The organism is Leptospiraceae bacterium, from assembly GCA_015075105.1.
Classification (GTDB): Bacteria; Spirochaetota; Leptospiria; order Leptospirales; family Leptospiraceae; genus JABWCC01.
In genome coordinates this window covers 973,415-989,087 of the sequence record JABTUZ010000002.1, presented here as the reverse complement: position 1 = coordinate 989,087, position 15,673 = coordinate 973,415, and the positions used below count along the sequence as shown (strand labels likewise).

The window sequence follows — 15,673 nt, the reverse complement described above, 5'->3', positions numbered from 1 at the left end:
ATATTTTGAATGTTTTGCTTCGATATAGAAGCAAGGTTTCTCATTTAATTTTAATAAGTAGTCTGGCTCTTTTCCTTATCGACCTTGAGCTTGAACAATAAATTCTCTTTCAGCATGATTTTTAATTCCTTCATTCGAGATATTCCAATTAAGGTATTTGAAAAGCGGTTTGATGAATTCATCTTCAATTTGAGCTTCTTTGTACTGACCGGATGTTTTAATAAAATCTAATTTTTCGCCAAAACTTTCAGCTAAATTTTTTATATTCTTTCTTGCTTCTTCTTTTGGATACATCGTTTAACTCTGAATAGTATACTTCACTTAACGAATCATAATTTTCAAGTCTATTTTCCTTAGTTCCCCAAGTTTCATTTTACCTGAGACACGGACACATTCGACTAAGCTAAGTGGAACTGTCGAAGGTACCTAAATCAGTAAAGCAATGTGGCAGTAATAGGAAAAAATCTAAGCATAAAATGTCCCCTGGCCAAGAATATATGCAATAACAACATTTTTTTCTTGCACGGGAAACCTAATTTTATTAACTAAGGCTAATACATCGAATACACCTACGAGGTCACCATGGCAGCAAAAGTTTACAAACCTAAACCGGAATTTATATCTCAGTCAAATTTGAATTTTGCAAATTACAAAAAACTATACCAAGAGTCTATAAAGTCTCCAGAAAAGTTTTGGGCAAAACAGGCAGAAAGGCTAACTTGGTTTAAAAAATGGAACAAGGTACTCACACACGACTTCACAGAGGGAAAAGTAAAATGGTTTGAAGGAGGAAAACTAAATGTATCTTACAACTGTCTTGACAGGCATTTAAACTCTCACTTAAAGAATAAGGCTGCAATAATCTGGGAAGGAGACAACCCGGACGAATCCAAAACCTATACATACCAAGAATTGTACCACGAGGTTTGTAAGTTTGCAAATGTACTAAAAAAGAAAGGTGTAAAGCCTGGAGATAGAGTATTAATTTATTTACCCATGATTCCTGAGATTGCAATTTCTGCCTTGGCTTGTACAAGAATTGGCGCAATTCATTCCATTGTTTTTGGAGGATTTTCTCCTGAGGCGATTCATGGTAGAATAGAAGATTGCAAGCCGACTTGCATCATTACAGCAGACGGTGGATTTAGAGGTGGAAGAATTATTGACTTGAAAAAAAATGTGGACACTGCTATTGCAAAGTCTTCGATTAAGATTCAAGACGTAATTGTAGTTCGTAGAACCGGAATTGAAACTAACTTAAACTGGGTAGAGGGTAGAGACCACTGGTGGCATTTTTTAATGAAATCTCCAGACATCAAACCGGAGTGTGAGCCATATAAGGCAAATTCAGAAGATCCACTTTTCATACTCTATACATCCGGTTCTACAGGTAAGCCAAAGGGGGTTTTACACACTACGGCTGGTTTTTTACTTGGGGTAAATTTGAGTTTTCACTATGTGTTTGACCATAAGTTAGAGGATACCTATTGGTGCACTGCCGATATAGGTTGGGTCACAGGTCATAGTTATATTTTATACGGGCCTTTATCCAATGGAGCGACTTCAATAATGTTTGAGGGAGTTCCCACTTATCCGGATGCGGGTAGGTTTTGGCAAGTGATCGACAAATACCAAGTCAACGTATTCTATACAGCGCCTACAGCGATTCGAGCACTTGCAAAAGAGGGAACCGAAATCCCAAAAAAATATTCCCTAAAGTCTCTACGAATACTCGGATCAGTTGGAGAGCCTATTAATCCGGAGGCTTGGGAGTGGTACAATAAAAATATCGGAAAAGGAAAATGCCCTATAGTGGATACTTGGTGGCAGACCGAAACCGGAATGATAATGATTTCACCAATTCCGGGAGCAATTCCTACAAAGCCCGGCTCTGCAACCCTGCCATTTTTTGGAGTAAGACCCGTAATTGTTGACAACGAAGGAAATCCAATTTTAGAAAAGGGAGAAATTTCCGGAAATCTTTGTATAGAAGCTCCTTGGCCTGCCATGATGAGAGGAGTTTACGGTGACCCAAAAAGATTCAAAGAGACTTATTTTTCACAGTACAAGGGTTACTATTTTACGGGAGACGGGGCAAGAAGAGACAAAGATGGTTATTACTGGATCACGGGCAGGGTAGATGATGTGTTAAATGTTTCGGGGCATAGAATCGGAACTGCTGAAATTGAAAGTGCTTTAGTAGAGCACCCATCTGTTGCTGAGGCTGCAGTCGTTGGATTTATGCACGATGTGAAGGGACAAGGTATTTACGCTTATGTAACAGTAAAAAATGGAGTAACTACAAACGATGAATTAAAGCAAGAGTTGAACGGAATGGTTGAAAAAATTATCGGTAAAATCGCAAAACCTGACGTTATCCACTGGGCTTCAGGCTTACCGAAAACCAGATCCGGTAAAATCATGAGAAGAATCTTACGAAAAATTGCAAACGGTGAATACGACTCCCTTGGAGATATATCTGCCTTAGCCGATCCTAGTGTAGTTGCAAATATCGTAGAGGACAAAAAGAAGTTTCATAGCTAAAAAAGAGCCTCTAAACTCGATTTATCCAAGTCCGGTTTTTATCTAGCAATTATACCGGGGATGTTTTATAAAGATAACCCAATTACAGGCGCAGATGGTGAGCCAGTTAGAAAAGTCTTGAGATATGTAAACATGCCTCATGGAAATATTCCAATAGGTCAAGATAGCTCAGTGGAAACTAACGCCAAAACAATTTGCAAATTTATACAAGACTTCAAAGGAAGTGAAAAAATAATACTTTACGGGACAAGTAAAGGCGGTAGCGATATTAAAAAATCAATCGAGCTTTGTGGAAATGAGAAATATTTTTCCAACGTGAAAGCTTGGCTTAATGTCGCAGGTCTTTTAAAAGGCACAGAGCTAGTGACAAACAATACAGATACTTTAAGGAAAAGGTTATTTTTAAGATTTTTAACTTTTTTATATGGGTATAGCTACCAAGGTCTTTATGATATTCGTAAAAGCGAAGATTCTACCCTATCTTTTGAATTAAAAATTCCAAATAATTTTTATGTTCTAAATATAATCGGAGTTCCTTTGTCCACCCATATTTCACTTCGTGCATTTCCAAATTATTTGCAATTGAAGCCTTATGGACCAAACGACGGACTGACTCTACTCCCTGACGCTATTATACCAGAAGGAGATATACTCCCGCTTTGGGGAAACGATCACTATTTTATAAGATTTAAGAAAGCATCTTCACTACTTGCTATTCTTATTTGGACAATGGAAGAAGCGAATAAGCTAAAATAACACCATTCACTTCTTTTTCCTGATATACAATACCTTTCTCACTCGGGCAACGATTTGCTCGCTCTCATCTTTTACTTCTACAAAAAATTCTTTATCCATCTTTCTTTTTATAGCCACTTCATTTTTTATTTTTTCGATTTCTTCATCCGGGATATAAAAAATTGCAGATACAGTACCTTTTCCGGGTTTTACAAAATCAATGGAAGCTGCCTTATCCCAGACAATATAGTTTTCACCAAGCTCTTGCATTAGTAGAAACATAAAAAACGGGTCACACATAGAGTAAAGTGAGCCTCCGAAATGAGTGCCAACATAGTTAGTATTTCCGGGAATCAATTTCATCGAAGACTGAATCGACTTCCCCGGGTAGGGACCTTCAGTGATTTTTACATTTGCGCCTTTGTATGGGGCAAATAAATCAAATACTTCAGTTAAAGAATAATTTGCAGATAAAAATTTCCAAAGAGGATTTACTCCGTATTCAGGTCTTTCCATATCTACATCAAAAATTTTTATTCTTTTAATTCAAATAGAATTTATGATCTTTTCTCAGAGTTAAAAAAATGGGAATAGAAAAAATTCAAATTATTTTTATTGATTATAATTTTTCAAAAGTAATTTATTAAATATTTAAAAAATTTATTTATGAGAATAGAATTTTTCCGTTTTCAATTTATTGGGTTACCAAACAAGTCGTATTCTCCAAATCCTTTATTTAGCTGGTTCATTACTGATATTTGGTCTATTAGTTTTCCTTTTTCGTCAATGTGCTTTAGGAAAATATTTTCTTGGGCTAAAACTTTTCCAATTAATTTACTTCTGTGGCATTCGTGGGGTTTCCATTCACTGCACATCAATACAGAATTAGCATTTTTATACAGAGCTTTTAATTCTTTAATACCTTTCTTGAAAAAGTCTTTTGTTTTGACTAATTCATAGTCAATTTTTCCATAATAATTATAGCAAGATTTATCTACGGGTCTTCCACCTATACTGTCTCCCATAAAAATATAACTGATTTTGTTTTCTTCTAAAAAAATTTTTAGTCTATTTTGGTTGTACAAAGGGTTATACTTTGAATAAGGCTCTGAACGAACATCGATGAGGCATTCAATACAAAAACTTTTTAGCAAAGTGAGAAATTCATCGGTTTTCCGGTTGCCGTACCCTATTGTATAAAGCAGTAAGTTTTCCATCTTGTAAATTCTTTAAAAAATAGTATATCTTATAGGAAATTTTTTCTAAAAGTCATAAAAATACTCTTTACTTCATCTATGCTTAGCACTTCTATAAAGTCAAAATTATTTCTGAAGGTTTTCATTTTGTGACCTACCCCTCTTTCAATCAAAAATTGAGCAAAACTATCCTTGGACGACCCCATTTTTGGAATGAAAATATAAAAAATATTTTAAATTTATAATTGACAATAGTTTATATCTGAATTAGAATGAAAAAAGGGTAATATTTTTACCTTAACAACGCATATTATTGAGACGTAAAATTCTATACTGAATAGGATTTTACGTCTTTTCTTTTGAAACTGGCTTTACAGCCCTCCCTCTATGAAAAATCCATTAACTATGAATAAATATTTTGAAGAAACAAAAACCGGAAATATTCTGGAATTAAAATTTACATTCAACGAAGTGAATGCACTCAACAAAGAAGCGTTTCTTTCATTCATAGAAAAAATTGATGAGCTTAGCCTAAAAAAGCCTGCCAGAGTCGTAATATTAACAAGTGGAGTCGAAGGATTTTTTTCAAATGGCTTAGACCCACTGATGTTTTTAGACAAAACCGAAAAGGAAATCCGTGAAAATTTTACTATAGTCATGGAGGCTGCGGAGAAATTCTTTTTTCTACCGATTCCTTTGATTGTATTGTTGAATGGTCACTGTATGGGAGCAGGCTCTGTTTTTGCAATCTATGGAGACTATAGATTTATGGCAGACAAGAAAGCTCGAATCGCATTTCCTGAGGCTCTTATTGGTATGAGTTTTCCTTCCTGTGCTGCAATGTTCCTACAAGATTTAGTAGGCAAGAAAAACACAAGAGAGCTTTTATTTTCCGGCAAAGCTTTAAAAGGTCACGAAGCAAAGGAAATCGGTCTTGTGGACGAGGTGTATCCTGTAGAAGAAATTCGAGAAAAAGTAATGTCGCAAGCACAAAAAATTGCAGACCTTCCACCGGAGTCTTCAAGCAGTATAAAGTCAGCTCTCAGGGAAAGCTATAGATCCAGAATTGATGAGCTAAAACATAAGGACATTGATGTCACTGTGAAAACAATCTTGAGCAAAAACTCACAAGAAGGATTTCGTTCTATTCTTGAAAAAAGAAGACCAAAGTTTGAATAAAACTAAGAATCCTCTTTTCTGTCATCTTTGATTTTTCTTAGTTCACAATTTGGCAACCATTCACACCTCTGGCAGTAATTATCTTCTCTGTTGTAAGTTGGTGGCGGACAAATATTGGCATTCTGAATTTGCAATGGATTTAATAATTCTTCTTTTTCTTGATAAGAAGTCAATGAATCTACATTTTTTAAAGTAGAACGATTCGTTTGGATTTGTTTTTCAAAAGGGTCAGGCTTATGATCTTGGATTTTTTGAATTCGGTGAATCACTTTTTTTAGCTGTTGTTCAGCCTTATTTGCCTTAACCGTATCATCTTTTAAGAAAAATCTATAAAATAAAAAACCGGTAATAGCTCCACCGAGATGGCAGCTATTGCTCACCGGAGAGGAAAAGAAAAACTCTATCGCAAGTCCTATGAGCAAAGAAATCCAAACCGCATTCTTTGCTTGGATTCTAAAAAATAATAAATATAACTCCATCTCAGGAAATAGAATTCCAAAAACTGCAAGTAACCCAAATACTGCACCACTCGCACCGATTGTAGGAATCACGCTCACAGGAATTCCACCTTCATTGTGAGGCATAAAATTCATGTCCAATACAGCAAACAAAAGAACTACAAGTCCTCCACCTATTTGAGATGCAAAATACAAAAGTGTGAGTTTTAATTTTCCTATTACAGGCTCTAAAGTACTTCCGAGCATGTAAAATCCGTACATATTCATCAAGAGATGAAAAGGAAACATACTTTCTGTTGCGTGCAAAAAACCGTAAGTAAAAATTTGCCAATAATTCCCTCGTAAAATCAATTCAGGAATCAGTGCAAATTTATAAATCAGTTGCTGGTTTGCAAATTGTTGAAGTATGAATATAAAACAATTAAAAAATAAAATTAAGTTTAGTGGGTGAAATATTGAAAACCCGAAAAGTGTAGGAGAAATCGATCTTCGCTTTGACATAGTGCTAATGTCTTATGTCTGGAATTTTCGTCAAGAGGCAAAAACTTCACCCCTCACCGGGATTTTCCTAGTGAGGAGCGAAAGGGTGTAAAAAAATAGTATTTATGCAAGGAATACTATTTTGTTATCAATCACATTGTACCTATCGAAAAAAAATAAAATTGCCTTAGCAAAAAATAGAAAATATGCATCACCCTCAAAGTTTTTTGATTATTTTTTTTTCGATTTCGCTAAAGTTTTAATGATTGGAACCTTTTAAAATATTTAGTTTTCCTTGAACCAATCTTCTTAACTCGACCATTTCATTTACATATCTTTTGAGTACAGTATCTACTTCAGTTCTTGTTTCCATGAGTTTCAAAGTGTCTCTGATATATTTCAAATCAACTTCACTGTTTATTTTTCCGTTCAAAACTAATTTCTTGATTACTTCAAATTCATATTTCCTGAAATGGATTCTAACCAAAAATTCTACAGAGAACTGGTTGATTGCCTTTCCCCACTTGGAGTTTGGATTTACAGAGGCGACATCTTTTTTTATTTGATCGACTGCCCTCGGTGTAGGTTTTTCATTGACCCCTTCTTCTTCTTCATCGTCGTATATTTTAAATAGCTTTTCTTTTCTCCAAGCATCTGTAAATTCATAAGGATTGGAGGTGATGAGTCTGTGGTATTCCTCTGTCATAACCGCTTCGTTGATAGCTCTTCCGAGTGGAGTGTTATTGTATTCTTTTACTTTTGTAAATAGCTCCCGAATAATCATAGAAGCCGACTTCCTCTTATAAAACATACCCTCGTATAAAGATTCAAGATTTTTGTCAGCAAATTCTTTCAAACTTGTAAGAATCCCAATATCGGCAAAAACATAGGCATCTACACTTTTAATTTTACCATCTCCCTGCACTACATTGATAATAAAAATATAGTGACATTCTTTCAGGTCATTAAAATATTTAAGTATTTCATCGTCAGTACGAGAAAAATAGGTTGACATTTTTCGGATAAATGTATCCGAAGAAGGAATTTTATCCTTATTCTTGCTGTTCTCTATTTTTACTTGTTCTGCGAGTTCTAATATTACTTTTACTGTAGGTGACATATTTTATGACAAAAACTATAGTTGAATGTGTTTCATTAACTAAAGTATATAAGCCATGGGCTCTTTGGTCAAAGAAAAAAAGTTTAAAAGCAGTGGATAATGTAAATTTTTTCATAAAAAAAGGGGAGATTTACTCGCTTTTAGGACCCAACGGAGCCGGAAAATCTACCATAATCAAGATGATTGCAGGGCTTATCAGTCCAAGTTCGGGAGAAATTCTATTTGGTGAAAAAAAAGGCAGAGGTGCAAAAGGGGCTTACAGACATTTAAGCGCAATCCTCGAGGGTCCAAGAAATATTTACTGGAGGCTGTCGCCTTTAGAAAATTTGCACTACTTTGGAAATTTGCGGGGAATTCCATCTTCCGTGATCGACGACAAGGCAGAAGATTTGCTTCGATTCTTAGACATAGAAGGAAAGAAAAAAAATCAATCCCAGCACTTGTCCAGAGGGATGCTCCAAAAATTAGCTTTAGCCGTAGCACTGATTACAGACCCCGATTTACTGCTCTTAGATGAACCAACTCTTGGATTAGATGTTGCCAGTGCGAGAAAAATCAAAGACCTAATAAAAGAGAAGGCATACAATTCAAAAAAAGGAGTGCTTTTGACCACTCATCAGATGGACTTAGTCGAGGAAGTGTCGGATCGAATTGGAATTATTAAAGACGGAAAACTAATTGCAGAAGGAACAGTACCGGAATTAAAAAAAATATTTTCTATAGATGTGTATCAAATAAAAATCCGAGACAATATAAAAAAACTTCCAAAGACTTTCAAAACTGATTTAGTTCAGATTAAAAAAGACGAAGGGTATGTGCTATTTCGCCTAACGTCTAAAAAATATTCCGACATTTACGATGCACTAAATGAATTAAAACACTTCAAATCTGAAATTTTAGATGTTAAAAGAGACAGCGAAAATATTGAAGAAATATTTTTAAGGCTTACTACAGAAAGGAAAGAAACTCCATGATTCAAGAAATACAAGATTTTCTGCTATTAGTAAAAGCAGAGATGAAAAGAGATTTTATTTTTATGCTCCGTTACCCTGCTGAAATTATCAGTTTTTTTATTATGATGTATGCAATCCTAATGGCGGTACTATTCGGGATTGATGTGATGGTTCCCGAAAAATCGGGCATGGCTCTAAATAGAATTGTATTAGGTTACGCTCTTATGAATTTTATAACAGCAACACAAATGGGCTGGTCGGGAAGTATTCAGACCGAATCGGAAACAGGTACATTGGAGCAACTCTCTATTTCCGGTCATTACTTAAGCGGGGTGCTTTTAGCCAGAGGAATTTCTCAATTTCCAAGGCATAGTTTTATTTTTATTATGATCTACTGGGCTTTAAACTCTTCTACAAATCTAAGCACTGAGTTTCGCCTAACGCACACTATTCCTATTCTATTTACAGGGATGTTTGGAATTTTTGGAGTTGCCTATATCTTTGCAGGTTTTACATTGATTTTGAAAAGAGTAGGAATGTTTTTTCAGATCGTAAATTTCGCATTTCTAGCTCTATTTTGGTTAGACCCTTCTAAGTTGTCTAATCTACAAAAGATGTTGTTCAATTTTTTTCCTCTAACACTAACTATGAGTAACCTTACGGAAGTTCTTCTAAAAAAAGGAGATATTCTCTACTTTCAAGACGACGGATATCTCAAATTGGTATTGGTTAGCTTGATTTATTTCTTTCTAGGGATGTATTTTTTCAGATATATGGAAAGTGTTGCCAGAAGAAAAGCACTTTTAAGTCAATATTAAGTTTTTGTTTTTTTTATCTTTTTGGGTGGAGTAGAGCTAAGGTTGATATTTCCGTCCAAGCCGATACATACGCAATTCTTTCCGCTAAATGTTTTTATTTCTGAACGAAAAAATTTTCCCTTCCCCATATTGATCTCGACTTTTGGGAAAATAGACTGTTCTACCTCAACGTAGCTTTCCTCGCATGGCTCGTAAGAAGATACAGCCGATTCGTATTGAGAGTTCAAACTATTCAGTTGATTCTGAAATTTGCTCTCTACCTCAATTAACTTTGTAAGCATTGCCTGATCTTCATTGGACAATTCTTTTTTTGCAGCAATATCGACTAACTTCTTTTTACTAATATCTACTTTTTTCATAACTTCTTCTTTTTCGGAAATCTCTCGCTTGATCTTATCCAATTGAGCAAGTATAGTAGGTGGAATTCCAACAGAAACTTTTGTAGGGGTTTCGACTATCGCACCTAATTTTAATACCGATATATTTTTTCCTGCAACCGCTTCCCCCCCGATTAACTCTCCCTTTCCTCCTTTGATTACGATAGACTCTCCCGCTAATAGCTCCGAGTGCATAGACGCTTCTTGTATAAATATTGATCCGGTTGCAGATAGTTTTCCTTGCTCTACAAACTTAGCGTATATATCAGAGCCTGATTCTATGACTCCTCCATTTTTTCCCATAAACCCACCCGAAAGAATGATGTCGCCCTGCGCATATAAAAAAACCCTTCCAACGCTATTTTTTAGAACAATAGAGCCTTTTGTTTTTAATCGAAAATCATCTACAATAGATCCATCTACAATAATTGTCCCTGGGAAATCTACATTCCCCGTAGAATAATCTACATTCGACAGGTGACAAATCTCATCTACTCGGATTCCACCACCTCTTTCTAACACAGGTCTGCCTGTAATTTTAGCAATTAGTCTTTTACCGTCAGGAGAAACTTCTGTGTTAAGTCCGACTTTCCATTCTTCTTCTCTTGCAGTTTCATAAGGAATGACTTCACCAAAAATATTTTCACCAAACTCCCCTGCCTCAGGATCAACTTTTTCTGCAATTACAGTATTCTCTTCAACGCTTCTTATGATGTTTATATTTTTAAAATCTACTTTTCCATACTTGTCTTCTTTGAGATCAGGACTCTTCCCTGAATTAAATAAAATATTTATATAACCGTCAGTGCCTTTCTTAGGAGGCTTACCCTTTGCTGCTAAAAATTTTTGAAAATAAAACTCTTCTTGTAATGACTTTTCAATCTCTTCCGTTAAAACGCCTTTCATAATATTTCTTCCCCTTAGTCTAAGTACTATTTCTTCCGTACTTAGTAGTCTTCCACCGTGCTTAGGAGGGCTTAAAGTAATATAGGCGGACATTTTATCTTCTGAAATCTCAATTTCAAGGTTCATGTCTTCTGATTTATCAGACCATTTTGCTATCTCGTATTCATTCCCGTCTGCATTTTCGATAATTTTTGTAATTACACCTTTGTCAAAGTTTGAAATCCCAAATAGTTTTAACCTATTTATTACATCATTCAATTCAACCGGGGAGCCGTTTCTTCCGGGCCTAGTTACTTTTAGATAGGCTAATCCATTTTTACTTTCGATTTGAAAAAAACCATTTTCGGAGTCTTCCAAATCCTTTAAAATTGATTCTGCAAAAATTCTTGAATGATCGCTCATAAAATAGTTTTTATCCCACTATATACTTCGATGGATTTCAAAATTTTCTTAAATACAAGAATACATTCTTATATCTAATTTCAGAAATTTACTTTTTTCGTGCGATATACTCTGGATATAAAAAATGCTCTTCGAGTTTATTTCTTTTTGAAATTGACGACATCAAAATTACAATTTCTTTGGCAAACTCAGAAGTTGAGCCACCATTGGAATACTTTGCAAAAAAATCAAGGGCTGATTTTGAAATTCTGTCCATGTCTTTTGCAAAAGTCTCTAATAAATTTCTTAATCCTCCATCTTTTTCGGCTTCTTTTCTTAAGAACGGATATAAGTGCTCATCTTCGTATTTCAAGTGAGCCAAAAGCTCTTCTTTTGCAGAAAGCAATTTTTCTTGACCTTCTTTGGAAGAAATTCCAAGCTCTTTAATCTTTAAAAAGATATTTGCAAGTTCAACATGCTTTTTTTTTAAATCGTCTATTAACACAACTCACCTCTACCTTTTAGACTGATTACAATGTATTAGTTCACTTTCACACCATAGGGAATATTTTTTTAGTATGTTCAATAGTTTAAGTTAGGCTATTTTTAAAATTGAAATCGTTAAAATAAGGACTCAAGACTATAATTTCTAAAAAATGATTTTAGGCGAAGGTTCTACTGAATACGATTTTTAATTGTCAGAAAGTGGGGATAGAAATTTCTAAATTTCATGGACAAAGAAAAACCCAAAAAAATCCTTTTAGCCTATTCTGGAGGATTGGACACTTCAGTCATCTTGGCTTGGCTCAAAGAAAAATACGGTGCAGAAATAATTGCATTTTGTGCAGACATAGGACAAAAAGAAGAGCTTACAGGTCTTGAAGAAAAAGGTAAAAAAACCGGTGCTTCTAAAGTTATCATAAAAGACCTCAGATTAGAATTTGCAAAAGATTTTATCTTCCCTGCAATTCAAGGCAGTGCAATATATGAGATGCGTTACCTATTGGGTACATCTCTTGCGAGACCTTTAATCGCAAAAGCAATGGCAGAGGTGGCTTTCTCTGAAAAAGCCGATTCATTCTCTCACGGTGCCACAGGGAAAGGAAACGACCAAGTTCGATTTGAACTTGGATTTAAGGCTCTAGCCCCTGAATTACAAATTATTGCTCCCTGGAGAATTTGGGAATTTCAAGGAAGAAAAGATTTAATAGAATACGCAAAATCAAAAGGGATTCCGGTTCCAGTAACTGTAGAAAAACCTTACTCTATGGATAGAAATCTTTTACACCTTTCTTTTGAAGGTGGTGTCTTGGAAGATCCTTTCCACGAGCCAAAAGAAGAAATGTTTTTACTCACCACATCCCCCGAAAAAGCTCCCGACAAACCTGAGTATTTAGAGTTAGATTTTGAAGAAGGCAACTGTATAGCAGTAAATGGAAAAAAAATGAATCCTCTCGAAATAATGGAGACGTTAAACGACATAGCTGGTAAGCACGGTATCGGTAGAGTGGACATTGTAGAAAATAGACTCGTAGGTATAAAATCTAGAGGAGTGTACGAAACTCCGGGTGGAACGATACTTCACATCGCTCACAGAGATCTAGAATCTATTACCTTAGACAGAGATACCCAACACCAAAAAGATGATTTGTCCGGGGAATTTGCAAGACTCATATATAATGGCCATTGGTTTAGCAGTAAGATGAAAGCTATGAGAGCATATATTTCTGAAACACAAAGACATGTTACAGGTACTGTAAGGGTAAAATTGTACAAGGGAAATTGTATCTTAGTCGGAAGGAAATCTAAGGTTTCTTTATACAACCCGAATATAGCTACATTTGAAAAAGACGAGCTGTACAACCAAAAAGACGCTGAAGGTTTTATCAATATCTATGGACTCCCTACAAAAGAGTATGCAAGGCTCCGAAGATAAGATTATGAGATCGATCGCTATTTACCCCGGATCTTTTGACCCTTTGACCAATGGGCATCTCGATATTGTAAAGAGAAGTCTTCCTTTTTTTGATAAAGTTATTTTAGCTGTTGCAACAAACTCATCCAAGAAATGTCTTTTCTCTACCCAAGAAAGGCTATCTCTCATCCAAAGTGTAATGGGGGATTGGGAAAAGTTGGAGATAGACACTTTTCAAGGATTGCTAATTGATTATTGCAGAAAAAGAGATGCAAAAGTAATTATTCGAGGGCTTAGGGCAGTGACTGATTTTGACTATGAGTACGCAATTTCTTTGATGAATAAAGAGCTTGCACCAGAAGTGGAGACTCTTTTTTTAATGTCCTCACCTCAAAATTCTTTTATATCTTCTACAATTGTAAAAGAAGTAGCAAGACACGGGAGAGATGTAAACAACCAAGTCCCGGAAGTAGTAAACAAGGCTTTATTAGAAAAAATGAAGTATAAAAATGAGGAGATAGATTAATGTCACGTACATTTATAATGATAAAACCCGATGCGGTAAAAAACAAACACACCGGAGAAATTTTAGCGAGGATAGAAAAAGAAGGATTTAAAATTCTTGGTTTAAAATTTTTAAAACTTTCCGAAAACGATGCAAAACAATTTTATAAGGTTCATTCTGCACGGCCTTTTTACAATGACCTTTGCAAATTCATGTCCTCTGGAAACATTGTAGCCGCAGCTCTTGAAAGAGAAAATGCAGTCCAACACTGGAGAGACGTAATAGGTGCAACCGATCCAAAAGAAGCTAAACCAAACACAATCAGAGCCTTATACGCAGAAAGTAAAGAAGCGAATTCAGTACACGGTTCTGATTCTGACGACAACGCAAGCGAAGAAATTGCATTCTTTTTTAAAGGATACGAACTTTTTTCGTGAAAGATTTTTCACAGATTTTTGGAGATAGAAGAGAAGAGTTTGAAAAATTTCAAAAAGAAAATATCTTCACTGAATTTCAAAATACTTTTACTCCCATTCTTTCCGAAGCTGTGATCTATAGCTTGAGCGCCGGAGGAAAGAGATTTCGTCCGGTTCTTGTTTTGTCTGCATTTTTTTCATATAACAATTTCAAGAAATCATTTCGAGACATTCTCTATCTTGCCTCCTCTGTAGAGTGCATACATACCTATTCCCTAATCCATGACGACTTACCTTCCATGGACAATGATGACTTCAGAAGAGGACTTCCTACGCTTCATAAAAAATTTTCTGAATCCACTGCAATACTTGCAGGAGACGCTTTGAATTCTTTTGGGTTTTATATTGTATCAAAATTGCAAAACTCTTACGATGAAAAATTTTTTCCCGATATACTAAACTTACTTCACCAAGGATCGGGTGGCCCCGGGATGGTTTCTGGGCAAATAGAAGACATATACTACGAAAAAAAAAGAGATGAGTATTCAGAAAATGTGCTAAAAAATATACACTCCAAAAAAACTGGGTCACTCATTACTTCTTCTTTACTTTTGGGGAATAGACTAAAAACAGATTGGAAAAAGTACGAAAAGCATTTTAAAGACTATGGAGAAAAGTTGGGACTACTCTTTCAAATCACAGACGATATTTTAGACGAGGAAGGCTCAGCCAAAGAATTAGGGAAAACCCCCGGAAAGGATAAGTCTATGGGAAAACTAACCTACCCTCTAATCTATGGAATGGAAAAATCAAAAGAAATTAAAAGTGCGTTAATTGAAGAATTGGTCTCTCTTGCAGAAAAAATAGAAAGCAAGGAAGAAATTTTTTTTAAACAACTACCAAACTATCTTGCAGAAAGAAAAAATTAGACTAGACCAACTACTCGTTGAAAGAGGATTTTGCGAAGATATTAAAAAAGCAGAATCCCTGATTCTATCTGGTTCCGTAATCATAGAAAATCAAAAAGTCACCAAAAAAGGATTTCTGTTCCCAAAAAATAGTAAGATAGAAATATTAGAAAAAATTCCAAGAATAGTAAGCAGGGCAGGAGAAAAATTAGAATACGCACTAAAATTTTTTCAATTGGACGTTAGTGGAAAGACCTGTCTTGACTTTGGTGCATCTACAGGTGGATTCACCCAAGTTCTTTTAGAAAGAGGAGCAAAAAATATTTTTGCATTCGATGTTGGTTACGGCCAGATCGCAGGGAAGCTCAGAAACGACAATAGAGTTACAATCAAGGACAAATTCAATGTAAAAAATATCACCGAAAAAGATTTCTCTTTGGATGGGAATGAATTAGTTATAGTTATGGATTTGAGTTTTATTTCTCTTTTAGCAATATTTCCTTCGATTTTTAAAATTAAAAAAAATTTACCCAAAGTACGATTTGAAATTATCAGTTTAATCAAACCGCAATTTGAATGTGCCCCCAACCTACTTGAAAAAGGAATAGTAAAAAAAAAAGGAGTTCACTTCAAAGTAATTCGAAAAATTTGTAATTCGATAAAAAAAGATTATTTAGGGAAAATACACGGACTTTGCGAATCTCCGATTCTTGGAAGAAAAGGCAATAAAGAATTTTTTCTATACTGGAGTATGGACTCTAAATTTACAACCACACCCTAAA

At 35.1% G+C, this 15,673-nt stretch carries 17 protein-coding genes; 10 read left to right on the top strand and 7 right to left on the bottom strand.

The window, feature by feature from the left end; genetic code table 11:
* Nucleotides 1–75: 75 nt before the first annotated feature.
* Entirely contained in the window at nucleotides 76–294 is a 219-nt protein-coding gene (locus HS129_14495; GenBank protein ID MBE7413246.1) for a hypothetical protein, read from the bottom strand.
* Nucleotides 295–582: 288 nt separating this feature from the next.
* Between HS129_14495 and acs the strand changes: the two genes are divergently transcribed.
* Both acs and HS129_14485 read left to right on the top strand, forming a co-directional pair.
* Entirely contained in the window at nucleotides 583–2,544 is a 1,962-nt protein-coding gene (gene acs, locus HS129_14490) for an acetate--CoA ligase (GenBank protein MBE7413245.1), read from the top strand.
* A gap of 60 nt (nucleotides 2,545–2,604) precedes the next feature.
* Nucleotides 2,605–3,300 carry a hypothetical protein gene (locus tag HS129_14485; GenBank protein ID MBE7413244.1) on the top strand — a complete coding sequence of 232 codons (696 nt, stop codon included), beginning with the start codon at nucleotides 2,605–2,607 and terminating at the stop codon, nucleotides 3,298–3,300.
* Nucleotides 3,301–3,306: 6 nt separating this feature from the next.
* Here the strand turns inward: HS129_14485 and HS129_14480 are convergent, their stop codons facing one another.
* A complete protein-coding gene (locus HS129_14480; GenBank protein MBE7413243.1) occupies nucleotides 3,307–3,795 on the bottom strand; it encodes a YiiD C-terminal domain-containing protein in 489 nt (162 codons plus the stop codon).
* A 173-nt stretch (nucleotides 3,796–3,968) separates the two neighbouring features.
* Nucleotides 3,969–4,496, bottom strand: coding sequence for a DUF488 domain-containing protein (locus tag HS129_14475; GenBank protein ID MBE7413242.1), 528 nt, complete (start codon nucleotides 4,494–4,496; stop codon nucleotides 3,969–3,971).
* Nucleotides 4,497–4,880: 384 nt separating this feature from the next.
* Between HS129_14475 and HS129_14470 the strand changes: the two genes are divergently transcribed.
* Complete coding sequence (locus HS129_14470) at nucleotides 4,881–5,654, top strand: enoyl-CoA hydratase/isomerase family protein (protein ID MBE7413241.1); 774 nt, start codon at nucleotides 4,881–4,883, stop codon at nucleotides 5,652–5,654.
* Between the two features lie 2 nt (nucleotides 5,655–5,656).
* Here the strand turns inward: HS129_14470 and HS129_14465 are convergent, their stop codons facing one another.
* Nucleotides 5,657–6,613, bottom strand: a complete 957-nt coding sequence (locus tag HS129_14465; GenBank protein ID MBE7413240.1) for a rhomboid family intramembrane serine protease — start codon at nucleotides 6,611–6,613, stop codon at nucleotides 5,657–5,659.
* 238 nt (nucleotides 6,614–6,851) lie between these two features.
* The gene (locus tag HS129_14460; GenBank protein ID MBE7413239.1) at nucleotides 6,852–7,712 is read right to left on the bottom strand and encodes a hypothetical protein; all 861 of its coding nucleotides are present in this window, start codon (nucleotides 7,710–7,712) and stop codon (nucleotides 6,852–6,854) included.
* A gap of 5 nt (nucleotides 7,713–7,717) precedes the next feature.
* Between HS129_14460 and HS129_14455 the strand changes: the two genes are divergently transcribed.
* Both HS129_14455 and HS129_14450 read left to right on the top strand, forming a co-directional pair.
* Complete coding sequence (locus HS129_14455; GenBank protein MBE7413238.1) at nucleotides 7,718–8,686, top strand: ABC transporter ATP-binding protein; 969 nt, start codon at nucleotides 7,718–7,720, stop codon at nucleotides 8,684–8,686.
* On the top strand, nucleotides 8,683–9,483 hold the full coding sequence (locus HS129_14450; protein MBE7413237.1) for a hypothetical protein: 801 nt from the start codon (nucleotides 8,683–8,685) through the stop codon (nucleotides 9,481–9,483). Before HS129_14455 ends, HS129_14450 begins: the two co-directional genes overlap by 4 nt.
* Here the strand turns inward: HS129_14450 and HS129_14445 are convergent.
* The gene (locus HS129_14445) at nucleotides 9,480–11,168 is read right to left on the bottom strand and encodes a DUF342 domain-containing protein (GenBank protein MBE7413236.1); all 1,689 of its coding nucleotides are present in this window, start codon (nucleotides 11,166–11,168) and stop codon (nucleotides 9,480–9,482) included. The genes HS129_14450 and HS129_14445 overlap by 4 nt on opposite strands.
* 88 nt (nucleotides 11,169–11,256) lie before the next feature.
* A complete protein-coding gene (locus tag HS129_14440) occupies nucleotides 11,257–11,652 on the bottom strand; it encodes a hemerythrin domain-containing protein (GenBank protein ID MBE7413235.1) in 396 nt (131 codons plus the stop codon).
* A 225-nt stretch (nucleotides 11,653–11,877) separates the two neighbouring features.
* Between HS129_14440 and HS129_14435 the strand changes: the two genes are divergently transcribed.
* From HS129_14435 to HS129_14415, 5 genes are read left to right on the top strand one after another with little or no spacing between them, the layout of a single operon-like run.
* Nucleotides 11,878–13,083, top strand: a complete 1,206-nt coding sequence (locus HS129_14435; GenBank protein MBE7413234.1) for an argininosuccinate synthase — start codon at nucleotides 11,878–11,880, stop codon at nucleotides 13,081–13,083.
* A gap of 4 nt (nucleotides 13,084–13,087) precedes the next feature.
* On the top strand, nucleotides 13,088–13,588 hold the full coding sequence (gene coaD, locus HS129_14430; GenBank protein MBE7413233.1) for a pantetheine-phosphate adenylyltransferase: 501 nt from the start codon (nucleotides 13,088–13,090) through the stop codon (nucleotides 13,586–13,588).
* The gene (locus tag HS129_14425; protein ID MBE7413232.1) at nucleotides 13,588–14,004 is read left to right on the top strand and encodes a nucleoside-diphosphate kinase; all 417 of its coding nucleotides are present in this window, start codon (nucleotides 13,588–13,590) and stop codon (nucleotides 14,002–14,004) included. Before coaD ends, HS129_14425 begins: the two co-directional genes overlap by 1 nt.
* Nucleotides 14,001–14,912: a polyprenyl synthetase family protein gene (locus tag HS129_14420; GenBank protein MBE7413231.1), complete on the top strand. Its 912-nt coding sequence runs from the start codon at nucleotides 14,001–14,003 to the stop codon at nucleotides 14,910–14,912. The genes HS129_14425 and HS129_14420 overlap by 4 nt, the downstream gene beginning before the upstream one ends.
* The gene (locus HS129_14415; protein ID MBE7413230.1) at nucleotides 14,893–15,672 is read left to right on the top strand and encodes a TlyA family RNA methyltransferase; all 780 of its coding nucleotides are present in this window, start codon (nucleotides 14,893–14,895) and stop codon (nucleotides 15,670–15,672) included. Before HS129_14420 ends, HS129_14415 begins: the two co-directional genes overlap by 20 nt.
* The last annotated feature ends 1 nt before the right edge of the window (nucleotide 15,673 follow it).

Excerpts from the sequence above, each read along its gene's own strand:
- HS129_14495 (MBE7413246.1), bottom strand. The coding sequence starts at position 294 with ATGTATCCAAAAGAAGAAGCAAGAAAGAATATAAAAAATTTAGCTGAA.
- acs (MBE7413245.1), top strand. The coding sequence starts at position 583 with ATGGCAGCAAAAGTTTACAAACCTAAACCGGAATTTATATCTCAGTCA.
- HS129_14485 (MBE7413244.1), top strand. The coding sequence starts at position 2,605 with ATGTTTTATAAAGATAACCCAATTACAGGCGCAGATGGTGAGCCAGTT.
- HS129_14480 (MBE7413243.1), bottom strand. The coding sequence starts at position 3,795 with ATGGAAAGACCTGAATACGGAGTAAATCCTCTTTGGAAATTTTTATCT.
- HS129_14475 (MBE7413242.1), bottom strand. The coding sequence starts at position 4,496 with ATGGAAAACTTACTGCTTTATACAATAGGGTACGGCAACCGGAAAACC.
- HS129_14470 (MBE7413241.1), top strand. The coding sequence starts at position 4,881 with ATGAATAAATATTTTGAAGAAACAAAAACCGGAAATATTCTGGAATTA.
- HS129_14465 (MBE7413240.1), bottom strand. The coding sequence starts at position 6,613 with ATGTCAAAGCGAAGATCGATTTCTCCTACACTTTTCGGGTTTTCAATA.
- HS129_14460 (MBE7413239.1), bottom strand. The coding sequence starts at position 7,712 with ATGTCACCTACAGTAAAAGTAATATTAGAACTCGCAGAACAAGTAAAA.
- HS129_14455 (MBE7413238.1), top strand. The coding sequence starts at position 7,718 with ATGACAAAAACTATAGTTGAATGTGTTTCATTAACTAAAGTATATAAG.
- HS129_14450 (MBE7413237.1), top strand. The coding sequence starts at position 8,683 with ATGATTCAAGAAATACAAGATTTTCTGCTATTAGTAAAAGCAGAGATG.
- HS129_14445 (MBE7413236.1), bottom strand. The coding sequence starts at position 11,168 with ATGAGCGATCATTCAAGAATTTTTGCAGAATCAATTTTAAAGGATTTG.
- HS129_14435 (MBE7413234.1), top strand. The coding sequence starts at position 11,878 with ATGGACAAAGAAAAACCCAAAAAAATCCTTTTAGCCTATTCTGGAGGA.
- coaD (MBE7413233.1), top strand. The coding sequence starts at position 13,088 with ATGAGATCGATCGCTATTTACCCCGGATCTTTTGACCCTTTGACCAAT.
- HS129_14425 (MBE7413232.1), top strand. The coding sequence starts at position 13,588 with ATGTCACGTACATTTATAATGATAAAACCCGATGCGGTAAAAAACAAA.